Source organism: Rhizobium sp. CB2179 (assembly GCF_057653455.1).
This window is the reverse complement of the sequence record NZ_CM172781.1, coordinates 2048738-2064017: the sequence shown is the minus strand read 5'-3', so window position 1 is coordinate 2064017 and position 15280 is coordinate 2048738. Positions and strand designations below refer to the sequence as shown.

At 60.5% G+C, this 15280-nt stretch carries 15 protein-coding genes; 11 read left to right on the top strand and 4 right to left on the bottom strand.

The window, feature by feature from the left end:
- Positions 1–6: 6 nt before the first annotated feature.
- Both AC244Q_RS10365 and AC244Q_RS10360 read left to right on the top strand, forming a co-directional pair.
- Positions 7–1125 (top strand): anhydro-N-acetylmuramic acid kinase, encoded by a 1119-nt coding sequence (locus AC244Q_RS10365; RefSeq protein ID WP_113545016.1) that lies wholly within the window; start codon positions 7–9, stop codon positions 1123–1125.
- Positions 1122–1649 (top strand): GNAT family N-acetyltransferase, encoded by a 528-nt coding sequence (locus AC244Q_RS10360; RefSeq protein ID WP_128406482.1) that lies wholly within the window; start codon positions 1122–1124, stop codon positions 1647–1649. Before AC244Q_RS10365 ends, AC244Q_RS10360 begins: the two co-directional genes overlap by 4 nt.
- On the opposite strand, the gene AC244Q_RS10355 is transcribed toward AC244Q_RS10360, so the two are convergent.
- Positions 1646–2821 carry an acyltransferase family protein gene (locus AC244Q_RS10355; protein WP_128406481.1) on the bottom strand — a complete coding sequence of 392 codons (1176 nt, stop codon included), beginning with the start codon at positions 2819–2821 and terminating at the stop codon, positions 1646–1648. The genes AC244Q_RS10360 and AC244Q_RS10355 overlap by 4 nt on opposite strands.
- A 142-nt stretch (positions 2822–2963) precedes the next feature.
- Positions 2964–3641 (bottom strand): alpha/beta hydrolase, encoded by a 678-nt coding sequence (locus AC244Q_RS10350; protein WP_012757602.1) that lies wholly within the window; start codon positions 3639–3641, stop codon positions 2964–2966.
- A gap of 217 nt (positions 3642–3858) precedes the next feature.
- Here AC244Q_RS10350 and AC244Q_RS10345 point away from each other — a divergent pair, with 217 nt between their 5' ends.
- The 8 genes from AC244Q_RS10345 (at position 3859) to sufA (ending at position 11162) form a co-directional block, all read left to right on the top strand.
- Positions 3859–5076 (top strand): cysteine desulfurase family protein, encoded by a 1218-nt coding sequence (locus AC244Q_RS10345; RefSeq protein WP_113545019.1) that lies wholly within the window; start codon positions 3859–3861, stop codon positions 5074–5076.
- A gap of 93 nt (positions 5077–5169) precedes the next feature.
- Positions 5170–6639 (top strand): Fe-S cluster assembly protein SufB, encoded by a 1470-nt coding sequence (sufB, locus tag AC244Q_RS10340; protein ID WP_012757600.1) that lies wholly within the window; start codon positions 5170–5172, stop codon positions 6637–6639.
- Position 6640: 1 nt separating this feature from the next.
- Positions 6641–6886 (top strand): hypothetical protein, encoded by a 246-nt coding sequence (locus AC244Q_RS10335; RefSeq protein WP_012757599.1) that lies wholly within the window; start codon positions 6641–6643, stop codon positions 6884–6886.
- A gap of 83 nt (positions 6887–6969) precedes the next feature.
- Positions 6970–7725, top strand: coding sequence for a Fe-S cluster assembly ATPase SufC (gene sufC / locus AC244Q_RS10330; protein ID WP_003539985.1), 756 nt, complete (start codon positions 6970–6972; stop codon positions 7723–7725).
- A 25-nt stretch (positions 7726–7750) separates the two neighbouring features.
- On the top strand, positions 7751–9025 hold the full coding sequence (gene sufD / locus AC244Q_RS10325) for a Fe-S cluster assembly protein SufD (RefSeq protein ID WP_113545020.1): 1275 nt from the start codon (positions 7751–7753) through the stop codon (positions 9023–9025).
- Positions 9026–9037: 12 nt separating this feature from the next.
- Positions 9038–10279 carry a cysteine desulfurase gene (locus AC244Q_RS10320; RefSeq protein ID WP_128406480.1) on the top strand — a complete coding sequence of 414 codons (1242 nt, stop codon included), beginning with the start codon at positions 9038–9040 and terminating at the stop codon, positions 10277–10279.
- A gap of 12 nt (positions 10280–10291) precedes the next feature.
- Positions 10292–10672 carry an SUF system Fe-S cluster assembly protein gene (locus AC244Q_RS10315; RefSeq protein ID WP_003559708.1) on the top strand — a complete coding sequence of 127 codons (381 nt, stop codon included), beginning with the start codon at positions 10292–10294 and terminating at the stop codon, positions 10670–10672.
- Between the two features lie 97 nt (positions 10673–10769).
- Positions 10770–11162: a Fe-S cluster assembly scaffold SufA gene (gene sufA / locus AC244Q_RS10310; RefSeq protein ID WP_017994180.1), complete on the top strand. Its 393-nt coding sequence runs from the start codon at positions 10770–10772 to the stop codon at positions 11160–11162.
- 58 nt (positions 11163–11220) lie between these two features.
- Here the strand turns inward: sufA and AC244Q_RS10305 are convergent, their stop codons facing one another.
- Positions 11221–11526: a flagellar basal body rod protein FlgC gene (locus tag AC244Q_RS10305; protein ID WP_128406479.1), complete on the bottom strand. Its 306-nt coding sequence runs from the start codon at positions 11524–11526 to the stop codon at positions 11221–11223.
- Positions 11527–11987: 461 nt separating this feature from the next.
- Entirely contained in the window at positions 11988–12506 is a 519-nt protein-coding gene (locus tag AC244Q_RS10300; RefSeq protein ID WP_012757593.1) for a Dps family protein, read from the bottom strand.
- A gap of 479 nt (positions 12507–12985) precedes the next feature.
- On the opposite strand from AC244Q_RS10300, the gene AC244Q_RS10295 reads away from it, so the two are divergent.
- Positions 12986–15271, top strand: a complete 2286-nt coding sequence (locus tag AC244Q_RS10295) for an FdhF/YdeP family oxidoreductase (RefSeq protein ID WP_128406478.1) — start codon at positions 12986–12988, stop codon at positions 15269–15271.
- Positions 15272–15280: the final 9 nt, after the last annotated feature.

Here is a 15280-nt window from a genome sequence, read left to right as displayed (position 1 = left end):
AGCCTCATGGATGTCATCAGGACCGCGATCGGGCTGATGAGCGGCACGTCGATGGACGGAATCGACGTCGCGTTGATCAGGACCGACGGCCGCGGCTTTATTGAGCGCGGCCCGTTCATGGGCGTGCCCTATGACGCGGATTTTCGCGGGCAGCTCAAACGGGCGCTGGAACTGTCGCGTCCACTCAGTGAGAGAAGCCAGCGACCGGCTGAGCTTCGCGATATCGAGCTTGAACTGACGTTGCGGCATGCAATTGCCGTTACGGTATTCCTGGAGCGTTTCGGGCTTTCTGCTGATGCCGTCGATATTCTCGGCTTCCATGGCCAGACGGTGCTTCATCGCCCTGATGAGGGATTGACGATCCAGATCGGCGACGGCCAGGAACTTGCGAAGAGAACCGGCATATCGGTGGTCTACGACATGCGCGCCAACGACATGGTCCATGGCGGGCAGGGAGCGCCGCTGGTGCCAGCCTATCACGCAGCACTTGCAGGAAAATTCCAGCAGGCGGGACAGGCGGTGTGCTTCGTCAATATCGGTGGCATCTCCAATCTCACCTTTATCGGCACGGACGGCCGGATATCGGCCTTCGACAGCGGTCCGGGCAATACGCTGATCGACCAGTGGGTGGAGATGCAGACCGGCAAAACCTATGATCCCGGCGGCGAGATCGGCGGACGCGGCAGGGTGGTGGCCAGCCTGGCGGAACGTTATCTGCAAAGCCCGTTCTTCCGCGGCAATGTTCGCCGTTCGCTGGACCGCGGCGATTTCGCGCCGCTTCGGCCGGAGGACGCGAGCCTCGAAGACGGCGCACGCACGCTGGCCCATGTCGCCGCCGCGTCGATCATCATATCTGCCAACTTCCTTCCCGAGACCCCAGCGATCTATATCGTCTGCGGCGGCGGGCGGCTGAACGCCACCGTGATGGCGGAGTTCTCGGCCATGGCCGAACGGCTGGGATCGAAGGTGTTGACGGCGGAGGAGGCAGGCTTCGACGGCGATGCGATGGAAGCCGAGGCCTGGGCCTATCTCGCCGTCCGGTCGCTGGATGGGCTGCCGCTGACATTTCCGGGCACGACGGGCGTCGACGCTCCCGTCAGCGGTGGGGTGCTGGCAACGGCATGAGAGAGCAGAGGGTCATGCTGAAGACGCCACGGCTCAGCCTCGTCATGTGGGACGAAGGCGATGCCGCCCTGGTGCAGTTGCTGCATTCGACGATGGCAACGACCCGATATCTGTCCGGCAATGCGCCGTGGAGCCTCGAGAAGGCTGAGCAGTGGCTGCAGGGCTGGTTCGAGGAGCAGGCGCGCGACGGCACGACCAAATTCAAGCTCCTCGCCGAGGACGGCAGCTTCGTCGGCCGCGCGGGGATTTCGAGGTTCAGGAACGAGCAATTCGAACTCGGTTATTCCCTGCGCAAAGAGGCTTGGGGCAAGGGCCTGGCGACCGAAGCGGCGAGCGCGTTGGCCGACTGGTTCTTCGAACGGCAGTTTGCATCCGGCTTCATCGCCTTCACGCATCCCGAAAACATCGCCTCGCAATGCGTCCTCAGAAGGATCGGCATGCGCGAACGCGCGCCGATCCTGATCGATGGAGTGCTTGGCACCGCATTCGAACTTATCGCCAGTATGCGGCCGGCAAAGCTCTAACTCTTTACGGCGACCGGCCGGACATGGGATTCGCGCCCAGCCTGATTGCCATCCTCGACGCCCCTGACCTGGGCGATGAATGAGAACTTCTTACGAAGGCCGAGGATCGGCTTCTCGATGAAATGCCAGGACAGCACGGCAACGGCGAGAGCCGATGGCAGGCCGACGAGATAGAGCGCCAGCGCACCGTATCTCGGGTAGAGAAACACTGATGGGAACGAACTGATCCAGATCTGAAAAAACGGGTCGTGATAGAGATAGACGCCGTAGGAATAGTCGCCTTTCCTGAAAAAGGCCGGAATGGGCACCTCGGACAGGCCGACGAAGACGGTGATGTAAACGAGAGAGGTGATGACCAGGGGCCGGTTCATCACCGATTCCGTCGCACTGCTGTCGAGGGTGAGGATAGCGACGATGCAAACCAGGCAGGCGGCGGCAAACAGCCAGCGAGAATGCGGAATGACCGCTTTGAACTGAAAGACGACGATGCCCATCATGAAGGCCGTTATCAGCTGGGAGCCGCGGCTCATGAACAGGAAGCGAGCGATCGGCTTGATCGAGCCTGGCAGCAGATAGGGCATCTTCTGCACGATAAGGCCGATGACGATGTAGGCGATCGTCACCGCCAGCAGCTTGTAGCGCGTCTTGACGATGGCGGTGATCATCAGGAACGACATGATGATGTAGCAGAAGATTTCCCAGGGAACCGTCCACAGAGCGCCGTTGACACGCTGGCTCGGATTGTCCTGGAAGACGCCCGGAAGCTCGTAATGGATCCAGCCGACGATATTCAGGAAGTATTTGAAAAACCGCTGATCGGTAAAATATTCGGAGTGGTAAACGACCGTAATGATCGGCCCGATGATCAGCGAGCAAACGACGATATCGACGGCAAGGGCCGGGACGATGCGCAAGCCTCGGTTGATCAGAAAATTCCGAAGGCTCAAGCGCTGGGCGCTACCGGCAATCAGAAATCCGCTCAAAGCGAAGAACATCGGAACAAGAGCGTATTCAGTAAACCAGAATACTGACCCCCTGATGAAGTCATTGTTGTCGGTTAACAAAAAGGAATGGGTCAATACGATGGAAAAGGCGAGCCCTATTCGAAGAAAATCGAACCCCGGACCAATTCCCCTATACTTATCCAGGACTTCCCCGAACGACTTGGTCATTACGGACCTCGCTTTTGTTAGGATCGCGAGGACCCTACCGCACTGCAACATGGATTGCAACACGGTAGGTGATCTGTTCCGGGACAGCCGGCCCGGTTGTGTTGCGGACCGTCATGGCCTCGATGAGGCCGAGATTTGGGTGTCAGCGAATCCGCTTGGCGGCGGGTTCCGGCACCAGTTCGCCGTTGAGACGACGGTCGAGGTAATCCTCGCATTCGCCCATCAGCGTTTCCACCTGGCCATTGAAAAAGTGGTTGGCGTTGGTAACGGTGCGGTGGGTGATGAGGATGCCCTTCTGGGTCTTCAGCTTCTCGACCAGGCCGTTGACATCCTTTTCCGGCGCCACCTTGTCGGCCTCACCATTAATGATCAGGCCGGAAGAGGGGCAGGGCGCCAGGAAGGAGAAATCATAGGTGTTCGGCTGCGGCGCGATCGACATGAAGCCCTCGATCTCCGGCCGGCGCATCAGGAGCTGCATGCCGATCCAGGAGCCGAAGGAATAACCGGCGACCCAACAGGTCTTGGAATCAGGATGCAGGCTCTGCACCCAATCGAGCGCCGAGGCAGCGTCCGAGAGTTCGCCGGCGCCGTGGTCGAATTCACCCTGGCTGCGGCCGATGCCACGGAAATTGAAGCGCAGCGTCGTGAACCCACGCTTCTGGAACATATAGAAGAGCTGGTAGACGATCTGATTGTTCATCGTGCCGCCGAACTGAGGATGCGGATGCAGAATGAGCGCGATGGGCGCGCTTTTTTCCTTGGAGGGCTGGTAGCGGCCTTCAAGACGGCCGGCTGGGCCGTTGAAAATAACTTCGGGCATTGGTACTCCGGGTTTTATTTCGCGTTCGCGCTGCGTTGGATGACAACATGACTTGACTAGTGTTGTCAGCTTTTCTAAAACGCAGTTTAGAACAATTCGAAACTTGCATGGCGATCCACGCATCGTGGAATGTGTCATAAGGCAAGCCCGGCGGAAATTTCAAGAAAAATGAGCCGCGGGTGCCGAAGCAAGCTCGTCAAGCGCAGGACTGAAGATCATGGCGCCGCCACGCCTTTATCTCGACTGGAATGCCACAGCGCCGCTGCACCCCACGGCACGCGCGGCGATCATGCGCGCCATCGACATTTTCGGCAATCCAAATTCCGTTCACGGCGAAGGGCGTGCCGCCCGCGCTGCGATCGAAGGCGCACGACGCAAAGTGGCGGCACTGGTCGGCACCGACGCCGGCAATGTGGTCTTTACCAGCGGCGCGACTGAGGCCGCCAATCTGGTGCTGACGCCGGATTTCCGCATGGGCCGCACGCCGCTTCGGCTCGGCCAGCTTTATTTTTCGGCGATCGAGCATCCGGCGGTGCGCGAAGGCGGCCGCTTCGCCAGAGAGACGATGACGGAGATCCCGGTGACGGAAGCCGGCATCTTCGATCTCGATGCGCTCGGCCGCTTGCTCGAAGCGCATGACAAGGCTGCCGGCCTGCCGATGGTCGCTATCATGCTCGTCAACAATGAGACGGGCATCGTGCAGCCTGTCGAGGCAGCGGCAAAGATCGTCCATGCCCATGGTGGCCTCTTCGTCGTCGACGCCGTGCAGGCGGCCGGCCGCATCGCGCTCGATATAGAGAAGATCGGCGCCGACTTCATGATCGTTTCCTCGCACAAGATCGGCGGGCCGAAGGGGGCCGGCGCGCTCATTGCGCGCGGCGAGGCGCTGATGCCCAGGCCGCTGATCCAGGGCGGCGGACAGGAGCGGGGTCACCGCTCGGGGACACAGAATTCGCTGGCGCTGATCGGCTTTGGCGCGGCAGCAGAGGCGGCGGTCGACGAACTCGAGGCGCGCAATGCGGCAATCGGCGCGTTGCGCGAGCGGCTCGAAGCCGGCATGCGTCAGACGGCAGCCGACGTGATGATCCACGGCGAGGGTGGCGAGCGTGTCGCCAATACGATCTTCTTCACCCTGCCGGGGCTGAAGGCCGAGACCGGACAGATCGCCTTCGATCTCGAAGGCGTTGCACTTTCCGCAGGTTCGGCCTGCTCATCGGGCCGGCTTGGCGAAAGCCATGTGCTGACGGCGATGGGACGTGACGCCAAGCTCGGAGCGCTGCGCATTTCACTCGGCTTTTCGACGACGGAAGAGGATATCGACAGGGCGATTGCGGCTTTCGCAAAGATCGCCAACCGACGCAGGTCGGCTGGCGAGGCGGCTTGCCCTGTGTCAAAACTTGCGGAAACGCAAATTTCTGCTTGCCAATCGGGCTGAAAAGTCCCTTTTGGCCCCTTACATAAAGGGCAAGACAATTGCCCAAACACTACAAGCTGCCGGACCTTGTATCCGGCGAGATTGGAGAATGAGATGGCTGCCGTGCAGGAAACAATCGACCAGGTCCGCCTGATCGATGTGGACCAGTACAAATACGGTTTCGAGACCGTCATCGAGATGGACAAGGCGCCGAAAGGCCTGTCCGAGGACATCATTCGTTTCATTTCGGCGAAGAAGCAGGAGCCTGAGTGGATGCTGGAATGGCGTCTCGAGGCCTATCGTCGCTGGTTGACGCTGGAAGAGCCGACCTGGGCGCGCGTCGACTATCCCAAGATCGATTTCAACGACATCTATTATTACGCCGCGCCGAAAAGCACGCCGGGTCCGAAGTCGCTCGACGAGGTCGATCCGGAGCTGTTGAAGGTATATGAGAAGCTCGGCATTCCGCTGCGTGAGCAGGAGATCCTTGCTGGTGTCGAGAGGCCGAAGATCGCCGTCGACGCCGTTTTCGACAGCGTCTCGGTCGTCACCACCTTCAAGGCAGAGCTGAAGAAGGCCGGCGTGATCTTCATGTCGATCTCGGAAGCCATCCGCGAATATCCGGAACTGGTGCAGAAGTACCTCGGCTCGGTCGTGCCGACCACGGACAATTATTACGCGACGCTGAATTCGGCGGTCTTTACCGACGGTTCCTTCGTCTTCGTGCCGAAGGGCGTTCGCTGCCCGATGGAGCTGTCGACCTATTTCCGCATCAACGAGAAGGGCACCGGCCAGTTCGAGCGCACGCTGATCATTGCGGAAGAGGGCGCCTACGTCTCCTATCTCGAAGGCTGCACGGCGCCGCAGCGCGACGAAAACCAGCTGCATGCCGCCGTGGTCGAGCTGGTTGCGCTCGACGATGCCGAAATCAAATATTCGACGGTGCAGAACTGGTATCCCGGCGACAAGAACGGCAAGGGCGGCATCTACAACTTCGTCACCAAGCGCGGCGATTGCCGTGGCGACCGCTCGAAGATTTCCTGGACGCAGGTCGAGACCGGCTCGGCGATCACCTGGAAGTATCCGTCCTGCATCCTGCGCGGCGACGATAGCCGCGGCGAGTTCTACTCGATCGCCGTGTCCAACGGCCATCAGCAGATCGACAGTGGCACCAAGATGATCCATCTCGGCAAGAACACGTCGAGCCGCATCGTCTCCAAGGGCATCGCGGCCGGCGTTTCCAACAACACCTATCGCGGCCAGGTCTCGGCTCACCGCAAGGCATCGAATGCGCGCAACTTCACCCAGTGCGATTCGCTGCTGATCGGCGACAAGTGCGGCGCCCATACCGTGCCCTACATCGAGGCGAAGAATTCGACGGCGCAGTTCGAGCATGAGGCGACAACCTCGAAGATCTCCGAGGACCAGCTGTTCTACTGCCTGCAGCGCGGCATCCCGACCGAAGCGGCGATCGCACTGATCGTCAACGGCTTCGTCAAGGAAGTCCTGCAGGAACTGCCGATGGAATTTGCCATCGAGGCGCAGAAGCTGATCAGCATTTCGCTGGAAGGCTCTGTGGGCTGACATGAGCGAAGCGGACAAGAAGCGCATTCTTGAACGTCTGACGAATATGCGCGGGGAGATATTGGCGAAAATTCGCCCCCGCGAGCTAAGAAACGAGACCGAAACGCCGCCGGAGCAGCCTTATGTGTTTCTCCGGCAGCGCATGGAAAAACCGGGAATGATCTTTCAGGGGATCTCGGATTTTCTCGAATGGGTTGGGCTCGTAACGGTCGCGGTTTTCCGCGTCGTCCGTTTTTTTGCTCGATAGCGCCGAGCGCAACATGTCGATGTCCCTTAGAAATTACGCGAGGCTCCTAGTGAGCTGCGCAGAGAAAAACGCAGGAACCAAAGATGCTTGAAATTAAGAACCTTCATGCCCGTATCGCCGAAGACGGCACCGAGATCATCCGTGGCCTGAACCTGACGGTGAAGGCCGGTGAAGTCGCCGCGATCATGGGGCCGAACGGCTCTGGCAAGTCGACGCTCTCCTACGTCCTTTCCGGCCGCAGCGATTACGAAGTCACCGAGGGTGACATTCTCTACAATGGCGAGAGCATTCTCGAGCTCGATCCGGCCGAACGCGCCGCCAAGGGTATCTTCCTTGCCTTCCAGTACCCGGTCGAAATCCCGGGTGTTGCCACCATGCAGTTCCTGAAGGTGGCGATGAACGAGCAGCGCAAAGCGCGTGGCGAGGACGAGCTGACGACGCCGGACTTCATGCGCCGCGTCAAGGATGCCGCCGGCAAGCTGCAGATCAATACCGAGATGCTGAAGCGCCCGCTGAATGTCGGCTTCTCCGGCGGCGAGAAGAAGCGGGCCGAAATCCTGCAGATGGCGCTGCTCGAGCCGAAGCTCTGCGTGCTTGACGAAACCGATTCCGGCCTCGACATCGATGCGCTGAAGATCGTCGCCGACGGCGTCAACGCGTTGCGTTCGCCGGACCGCGCGGTCGTGGTCATCACCCACTACCAGCGCCTGCTCGACTATATCGTGCCGGATACCGTCCACGTGCTCTACAAGGGCCAGGTGATCAAGTCGGGCGACAAGACGCTGGCGCATGAGCTGGAAGCCAACGGCTATGCCGACATCATCGGCACGGCGGCCTGAGTTTCGGGTGGAAAGGACGACGTCCATGAACATGCAGACGACGAGCCGCCTGACTGCGGCCGAGACGGCGCTGATCGAGGCCTTCAATCAGCAGATCGGCGAACTGCCGGGCAATGGCGCGGTGACGGCCCTGCGCGACCGGCTTCTCGACGACCTGAAGAAGGCCGGCCTGCCGACGCGCCGGATCGAAGCCTGGCACTATACCGACCTCAAGAATCTGCTGCGCACCGTTCCGCAGCAGGCGGGCGATGCCGGCTCGGAGGCTTTGGAGCCGCTCGTTGCTGATGCCACGGTGCTGGCGGTGATCCAAGGCCATTCCAACCAGAAGGCTACGGCCGACGGTCTTAGCGTTTCGGCATATTCCGAACATCTGCTCGACGGCTCCGCCGCGGATGGCCTGGATGCGCTCGGCAGCGACGACGTGGTCGGCCGCATCAATGGCAGCTTCGTGCGCGATGGCTATGTCATCGACGTGCCTGCCGAGACCGAGCTTGAAAATCCGCTCGAAATCCAGTTCATCCATGCGGGCGGGCAGACGCATACGCGCTTGCCTGTGTCCTTCGGCGCCGGTGTCAAGGCGACCGTCATCGAGCGTCACCTTGCGGTGACCGGTGGTGCGGCCCTTGTGTCCCACGTCACCGACATCACGGTCGGCGAAGGCACGGAACTGACCTGGATCATCCTGCAGCAGCAGGGAGCTGACGATACGCATCTCGGCCAGATCCGCATCGATCTCGGCGCAGACGCCAAGCTCCGGCTTTTTGTCATCAATGCCGGCGGCAAGCTGGTGCGCCAGGAGCTGCATATCAAGGTGACAGGCGAGGGCGCCGACCTGACGCTGCGCGGCATCAATCTGCTCGGCGGCGACACGCATACCGACGTGACGATGGTACTCGGCCACGACGTGCCAAATACCGGGTCGACCGAAGTCATCCGCAACGTCGTCTTCGACCGTGCCAAGGGTGTCTTCCAGGGCATGATCCGGGTGGCGCCCGATGCGCAGAAGACCGATGCCAAGATGGCCTGCAACACGCTGCTGATGTCCGACGATGCCGAATTCTCGGTCAAGCCCGAGCTCGAAATCTTCGCCGACGACGTGCAGTGCGGCCACGGCGCCACGGTGACCGATATCGACGCCAACCATCTCTATTACATGATGGCGCGCGGGATTCCGGAGAACAAGGCGCGTGCGATGCTCGTCAACGCCTTCGTCGCCGAGATCGTCGAGGAACTTGATGATGAAGCCCTGGTCGAGGCGCTGGAAGGCGTGATTTCGGCCTGGCTCGAAAAGCACGCCTGATCGGATATATCAATGGACAAGATAGTGCCGGCCACGCAATACGACGTCGAAGCCATCCGCCGGGATTTCCCGATTCTCGCGGAGAAGGTGCATGGCAAGCCGCTGGTCTATCTCGACAACGGCGCATCGGCGCAGAAGCCGCAGGTGGTGATCGACGCCATCTCGCATGCCTATTCCCATGAATATGCCAATGTGCATCGTGGCCTGCACTATCTCTCGAATGCGGCCACGGACGCCTATGAGGCAGCGCGCGAGAAGGTGCGCCGTTTCCTCAATGCGCCCTCGGTCAACGACATCGTCTTCACCAAGAATTCGACGGAAGCGATCAACACCGTCGCCTATGGCTGGGGCATGCCGAAGATTGGTGAAGGCGACGAGATCGTGCTGACGATCATGGAGCATCATTCCAACATCGTGCCCTGGCACTTCATCCGCGAGCGGCAGGGGGCCAAACTGGTCTGGGTGCCTGTTGACGACGACGGCGCCTTCCATATCGAGGATTTCGAAAAGAGCCTGACGGAGCGCACCAAGCTCGTCGCCATCACCCATATGTCGAATGCGCTCGGCACGATCGTTCCCGTCAAGGAAGTCTGCCGGATCGCGCATGAGCGCGGCATCCCGGTGCTGATCGATGGCAGCCAGGGCGCCGTGCATCTGCCTGTTGACGTGCAGGATATCGATTGCGACTGGTACGTCATGACCGGCCACAAGCTCTACGGCCCATCGGGCATTGGCGTGCTCTATGGCAAGAAGGAGCGGCTTTTTGAGATGCGCCCCTTCCAGGGCGGTGGCGAGATGATCTTCGAAGTCGCCGAGGACGTGGTTACCTATAACGACCCGCCGCATCGCTTCGAGGCAGGCACACCGCCGATCGTGCAGGCGATCGGACTCGGTTATGCGCTCGATTATATGGAGAAGATCGGCCGCGAGGCGATCGCCCGGCATGAGGCCGATCTTGCCGCCTATGCGGTCGAGCGGCTGAAATCCGTCAATTCGCTGCGAGTCTTCGGCACGGCGCCCGACAAGGGCAGCATCTTTTCCTTCGAACTTGCCGGCATTCATGCCCACGACGTCTCGATGGTGATCGACCGGCAGGGTGTTGCAGTCAGGGCCGGCACGCATTGCGCCATGCCGCTCTTGAAACGCTTCGGCGTCACCTCCACATGCCGTGCATCCTTCGGCATGTACAATACCCGCGCCGAGGTCGATGCCCTGGCCGATGCGCTTGATTATGCGCGCAAGTTCTTTGCTTGAGGAGTGTCCGTGATGAGCCTGGACGAAAGCGAACAGAAGATCGACGTGCGCGAAGGCATCGTGCATTCCAGCATTCCGGCCGATGAGCTGGCGCGACTCAGCGACGACGTCATCAGCGCGCTGAAGACGGTCTACGATCCGGAAATTCCCGCCGACATCTTCGAGCTCGGTCTGATCTACAAGATCGACATCGAGGACGACCGGATGGTGAAAATCATGATGACGTTGACTGCACCCGGCTGCCCGGTTGCCGGCGAGATGCCCGGCTGGGTCGAAAACGCCGTCGGCGCCGTCGAAGGCGTGTCGGGCGTCGAGGTTGCCATGACCTTCGATCCGCCGTGGACGCCGGACCGCATGTCGGAAGAGGCGCAGGTCGCCGTCGGCTGGTACTGATACGGCACCGTGGTATTGATCCGTTTACCTCGGAAGACTACATTTGAATCACGAAGCGCCGGATCTTGACCCCGGTTGCGGAAGGAGAATGGGGCCGATGGGCTTTGCAATCATGAGCATGACGGACGGTGCTGCGGCCCGCGTCAAGACAATCGTCGAGAACTCGGGGCCTGACGCCAAGGGTGTGCGCGTCGGCATCAAGAAGGGCGGCTGCGCCGGGATGGAATATACCATCGACCTGGTGACCGAGCCCAACGCCAAGGACGACCTGATCGAGCGCGACGGTGCCAAAGTCTGGGTCGAGCCATCCGCAGCTCTCTATCTGCTCGGCACCGAGATGGGCTTCGAGATGACGACGCTCCGCTCCGGCTTCACCTTCACCAATCCGAACCAGACATCGGCCTGCGGCTGCGGTGAATCCGTCGAGCTGAAGCCTGCCGATCTCGCGGCCCTTGCCGCCCAGCGCCAGGGCGAACCGGCGCATTCCTGACAGCTTCAGAGCGGCGGAAAATTCTCGGCCAGCAAGTCTCCGATGAAATCGGGCGTGTTCAGTCGCGCTTGATGCTCATGAGAATTTCCCACATGTCGGCGCCGGTCTCGAAGACCACGGCGTTCGCCTTGTAGCTCTGATCGGCTTCGATCAGGTCGGTCAGTTCGGCAGCCGGATCGACATCTGACGCAGTCGGGCTGACGACGGCCTGCACGCCGCCTGACTCAACGGAGGTGAGGCTGGTGTTCAGCCTGGCATAGCCCGGCGTGCTGCTATTTGCGATGTTGTTGGCAATCGCGCTAACTCGCGTCGTCTGTGCCCGCATTCCCGAAAGAGCAGTGCTCGTAATGCCCGATATGCTCATCAGCCGTTTCCCCAGAACTGGATGGTAAGCTTGTAGCTGCGAGGCTTTAGGAAATGCTGAAGGCTTTGCGTTAGCAAAAGCCTTAGGTCAGGGCCTCGTGCCGTCGCCTCTGTTCAGGATCGGCACGGCACTGTATCCAGGATAAGCGGCAGTGGAGCCTGCGGCGGCGATAAGAGACGCCGCCACCAGGGCCGACATGGGCGATGCGGCGGCTGCAAATGCAAGCGCCGCAGCCAGGATGAGCAACTGGCCGATGATCAGCCGGCGTCGATTGACATGGTTCCCGAACGACCGCAACGGAGGCCATTCGCGTCCGTGACATAGCGCTTCATAACAAGTGTCGACGAAAGCTGATCCGTTGGCGGCCGCCTTCGCCAGAAGACCAAATCTTCCGAGTTGAGGATCCTCAAGTGTCCGGATAGTGGTCATGACATTACCCTTTCCAGCGGACGGTCAGCCGGTTATGCGGCGTTCCGGGTTGTTTCGAACAGGAACCAGGCGCGGCGTTCCGTCTCGTCGATCCAGACTTCGAGCAGACTTGATGTGGCGACGTCGTTATGCTCGGCGCAGACCTCGTGCGCCTGCCTCATGAACGAGATGAGCTGCTGGTTGTCGTCTTTCAGTTCTGCGAGCATGTCGCGCGGCGTGACGAAATCGGCGTCATTGTCGAGAAGGCGCTGCAGCCGGCCGATATGACCGATCGAGCGAATCGTCATGCCGCCGATCTTGCGGGCGCGCTCGGCGATCGCATCGGTCATCGCGAAAATCTGGTCGCCCTGTTCGTCGAGCAGGAGGTGATAATCGCGAAAATGCGGGCCGCTCATATGCCAATGGAAGTTCTTGGTCTTGAGATAGAGGGCAAAGGTATCGGCAAGCAGCGCTGCCAACGGGCCCGAGATGTCGGCGGTCGCGTTGGAGGCAAGGTCGGACGGAGTGGCAAGCGACGCCTTGCGACGGTTTTCGAGTTCGATACGGTCCATGGCTGTTCTCCCTGGCATTTCGGGAATGAGCGATCTGGCTGCGCGGCCGTCAATTTGGCGTTCCTGCTTCGCTGGCCTTGAAAGAACCGTAGAGCAGGTTTGGAAAGCAGGACATTCAATGCTGGTGTAGCCGGACCTATCCTTCTGTTTAGGTCTCAGCGGGCACCACGAGCTTGGGCAATATGGTATCAACAAGATCCCCCATACCTATGTATAGTTTCGTGGTCTGCTGCCGGGACGTAAGGTCTGGCTGTCTCTCGGAAGTGACTTCCATGTGGAGACCGGCACCGCGAATGTGCCGATAGACATCGGCATGTCCCCTCCCGCGCCGAGTCTCGTGGATCCCATGATCCGCCACGACCGCTCCGCCCCCTCGGAGCGGTCCGATCTTTTAAAAGGATGTCCGCGCCATCTATCGCGTGGCATCCCTTTGCATTGATAATAGGCGCTGGCCCTCGGACGGATTTGTGGAGCAGGTGATGACCAAGAAGCGGCCGAAAGGCATCGAGAAATACACGGCCCCTGCCGGCGGTTGGGGTGCACTCAAAGCCGTCGCCGAAACCCTTGCGCGCCAGCAGGTCATTGCGCAGGGGGCTGCGACGCTGCTGAAAGCCAATCAGCCCGAGGGGTTCGATTGTCCGGGCTGCGCCTGGCCCGATCCCAAACATACGAGTTCATTCGAGTTCTGTGAAAACGGCGCCAAGGCGATCACCTGGGAATCCACGGCGAAACGTGCCGGGCCTGACTTTTTCGCGGCGCATACGGTCGCCGAACTGTGGCAATGTAACGACCATCAGCTGGAAGACCAGGGCCGCCTGACGCATCCGCTGGTCTATGATCACGCCAGCGACCGCTACCTGCCGATCGGCTGGGAGGAAGCCTTCACGCTGATCGGCGCCGAACTGCGCAAACTGCCCGATCCTGACATGGCCGAATTCTACACATCGGGACGCGCCTCGAACGAGGCAGCCTTCCTGTTCCAGCTTTTCGTCAGGGCCTACGGCACCAACAATTTTCCCGACTGCTCGAACATGTGCCATGAGGCGACCAGCGTCGGTCTGCCCGACTCGATCGGGGTCGGGAAGGGCACGGTGACCTTGGAAGATTTCGATCATGCCGATGCGATCTTCAGCTTCGGCCACAATCCCGGCACCAACCACCCGCGGATGATGACCACTCTGCATGATGCCGCGAGGCGCGGCGTCCCGATCGTGGTCTTCAATCCCCTGAAAGAACGCGCGCTCGAGAAATTTGCGGCACCGCAGAACCCGGTGGAAATGGCGACGATGTCTTCGACGCCGATCGCATCTGCTTATCATCAGCTGCGCACCGGAGGGGATCTCGCTGCCCTCAAGGGCCTGATGAAGCAGATATTCGAGCGCGACGATGCCGATATCGCGGCAGGCGGCAAAGGCTTTCTCGACCGGGAATTCATCGAAACCCACACGATCGGACTGGAGGCTCTTAAGGCCGATATTGCAAAGACGGAGTGGGCGTCGATCCTGAAGAGATCGGGATTGACGCTCGAGGCGCTCGACAGCGCCGTTGATGTCTATCTCAACGCCCGCAACGTCATCCTCTGCTATGGCATGGGCATCACCCAGCACAGCCACGGCACTGCCAATGTCCAGCAGCTTGCCAATTTCCTGATGTTGCGGGGAAATATCGGCCGCCAGGGCGCCGGTATCTGCCCGCTGCGGGGGCATTCGAACGTTCAGGGCGACCGGACCGTCGGAATCACCGAGATCCCCAACATGGCGCTTCTCGACGGCATGGAGAAGGCCTTTGGCTTTCGCCCGCCGGAGGAGAAGGGCCATAACGCCGTCGAGGCCATCGAGGCGATCATCGAAGGCCGGTCGAAGGCGCTGGTCTGCCTCGGCGGCAATCTCGCCGTCGCCATATCCGATCCGGAGGCGACATTCGCCGGCATGCGCAAGCTCGACCTTGCCGTCCATCTGGCGACAAAGCCCAACCGCTCGCACCTGCTGATCGCCCGAACCTCCATCATCCTTCCCGTTCTCGGCCGCACCGACCAGGATATTCAGACGACGGGACCACAATCGGTGACCGTCGAGGATTCCATGTCGATGGTGCACGCCTCGCGCGGCTTCCTGAAACCACCAGGCGAAGAGCTGAGATCCGAACCGGCGATCATCGCCGGCATCGCCAAGGCAACGCTCGGCGTCAAATACGGTATCGATTGGGACGGGATGATCAGCGATTACAATCGCATTCGGGAAAAGATCGAAGTGGTCTTTCCCGATTTCCATGATTTCAACACACGGGTCAGGAAACCCGGCGGCTTCCGGCTGACGGTGGCGGCCTCCGACCGGCAATGGCGCACGCCCTCAGGAAAAGCACAGTTTCTCATCGCGCCTGGGCTGGAGGAAGATCCGCGCCTTGCAGACGCAGACACACTGGTTCTGACAACGCTGCGCAGTCACGACCAGTACAACACGACAATCTATAGCCTTGACGACCGCTATCGTGGCGTCTTCGGCCGCCGTGACGTGATCTTCATGAACAGCGGGGATCTCTTCGCACGCGGCCTCGCCGATGGCGATAAGGTTGATATCGAGTCGGTCGCTGAAACCAGCAGCAGGGCGGTCAGAGGCTTCACCGCAGTGGCCTACGACATCCCTGTTGGCTCCATCGCCGGATATTATCCCGAGATGAACAGGGTCATCGCGCTTGGCGATTACGACCGGAAATCGGGAACGCCTGCCTACAAAGGCGTGCCGGTGAAGGTGCAGAAGTCCGCGTGAGGACGGGGC

Excerpts from the sequence above, each read along its gene's own strand:
- AC244Q_RS10365 (WP_113545016.1), top strand. The coding sequence starts at position 7 with ATGGATGTCATCAGGACCGCGATCGGGCTGATGAGCGGCACGTCGATG.
- AC244Q_RS10360 (WP_128406482.1), top strand. The coding sequence starts at position 1,122 with ATGAGAGAGCAGAGGGTCATGCTGAAGACGCCACGGCTCAGCCTCGTC.
- AC244Q_RS10355 (WP_128406481.1), bottom strand. The coding sequence starts at position 2,821 with ATGACCAAGTCGTTCGGGGAAGTCCTGGATAAGTATAGGGGAATTGGT.
- AC244Q_RS10350 (WP_012757602.1), bottom strand. The coding sequence starts at position 3,641 with ATGCCCGAAGTTATTTTCAACGGCCCAGCCGGCCGTCTTGAAGGCCGC.
- AC244Q_RS10345 (WP_113545019.1), top strand. The coding sequence starts at position 3,859 with ATGGCGCCGCCACGCCTTTATCTCGACTGGAATGCCACAGCGCCGCTG.
- sufB (WP_012757600.1), top strand. The coding sequence starts at position 5,170 with ATGGCTGCCGTGCAGGAAACAATCGACCAGGTCCGCCTGATCGATGTG.
- AC244Q_RS10335 (WP_012757599.1), top strand. The coding sequence starts at position 6,641 with ATGAGCGAAGCGGACAAGAAGCGCATTCTTGAACGTCTGACGAATATG.
- sufC (WP_003539985.1), top strand. The coding sequence starts at position 6,970 with ATGCTTGAAATTAAGAACCTTCATGCCCGTATCGCCGAAGACGGCACC.
- sufD (WP_113545020.1), top strand. The coding sequence starts at position 7,751 with ATGAACATGCAGACGACGAGCCGCCTGACTGCGGCCGAGACGGCGCTG.
- AC244Q_RS10320 (WP_128406480.1), top strand. The coding sequence starts at position 9,038 with ATGGACAAGATAGTGCCGGCCACGCAATACGACGTCGAAGCCATCCGC.
- AC244Q_RS10315 (WP_003559708.1), top strand. The coding sequence starts at position 10,292 with ATGAGCCTGGACGAAAGCGAACAGAAGATCGACGTGCGCGAAGGCATC.
- sufA (WP_017994180.1), top strand. The coding sequence starts at position 10,770 with ATGGGCTTTGCAATCATGAGCATGACGGACGGTGCTGCGGCCCGCGTC.
- AC244Q_RS10305 (WP_128406479.1), bottom strand. The coding sequence starts at position 11,526 with ATGAGCATATCGGGCATTACGAGCACTGCTCTTTCGGGAATGCGGGCA.
- AC244Q_RS10300 (WP_012757593.1), bottom strand. The coding sequence starts at position 12,506 with ATGGACCGTATCGAACTCGAAAACCGTCGCAAGGCGTCGCTTGCCACT.
- AC244Q_RS10295 (WP_128406478.1), top strand. The coding sequence starts at position 12,986 with ATGACCAAGAAGCGGCCGAAAGGCATCGAGAAATACACGGCCCCTGCC.